Consider the following 1,035-nt stretch of genomic DNA (forward strand, 5'->3'; position numbering starts at 1 on the left):
CAACAGAAATGATCGTCGTTGATACGCATAGCCTCAAAATGATAGGGGTATTGCTTACCGGCATTGAGCGACTGAAGGTAAGGGAGAGGTTTGACATTACGTTGGTAAGCCATCCAGAAATTGAAACAGGCAAAATTATCTTTACCGGCATCCAAACGAATCTTACGCTCATTCTGTCCTCCGTAAAACAGCCAGGCCAACTGCCCAATCTGCACGTCTACACTCAAATTTCCGGTACATAAATTCGCCCAGCCTTTACAACGGGAAGGATTGGCACAATAAAGTCCCTGATTCCAAGGTAACAGCAGCTGTGCCACCATGTGTTGATAAATCGTCGCAGCGGTTTTTCGAATTTCTTCATCCCGGCTAAATTCTGCAAGCATCCTCACATACTGAAGATTTATTCCCAAATAAGTAAAAGCGTCGGCTTCAGGGCAGTTGTCTGTGAAGAAAGATTTCAAGGTTTTCAGTATTCTGCCATGCAAATAGCTTTTTAGCTGGGAAGAAGTTTGCCCGTCCGCATCCACAAAATCAGACCATTCTTCAGCACAAAGGAAACCACTTGCCTGTCGCATCATCCTCATATTCAGCGTACCTTTATCAGTTGCATACTTCCCTAATTTCATGAAATCCTTTATCTTCTTCTGCAACTGTTCCGACATCCGGGTCTTCGTAAGCATATATCCATGCATAGTAGCATGCACAAAGAACTCCAAATCGGAATCTGAATGATAAACCTCATCGATATGTTCCAACTGATATTGATAGATTTCAATCAGTTTGGCCGTTGCTTCCGCCGTTTCATGATTACTCCACAATCTGGCATAATAGAACGGAGCCAGATACTTGATACTGTAACCTTTACCCGGAGACACCCGGAGCATACAGTCGATAAGCGACTTTCCCCTTTCTTCATAAGTAGTCCCCCGCATAAAAGGACCAGCCTCTTCTACCTGCCCTTCCTCCGGAGTTGAAGGCAAAGGCTGATTACTGTTTTCCCTGGCATCGCTATCATTACAAGCCGAAGTGCAGAAG

At 44.5% G+C, this 1,035-nt stretch carries 1 pseudogene; it reads right to left on the reverse strand.

What is annotated here, in order from left to right:
- Positions 1–1,035, reverse strand: a pseudogene (locus AB5935_RS25645) (hypothetical protein); the annotation flags it as partial.

This window comes from Phocaeicola sp. RTP21198st1_B8_RTP21198_201120 (genome assembly GCF_040929485.1).
Lineage (GTDB): Bacteria > Bacteroidota > Bacteroidia > Bacteroidales > Bacteroidaceae > Phocaeicola > Phocaeicola dorei.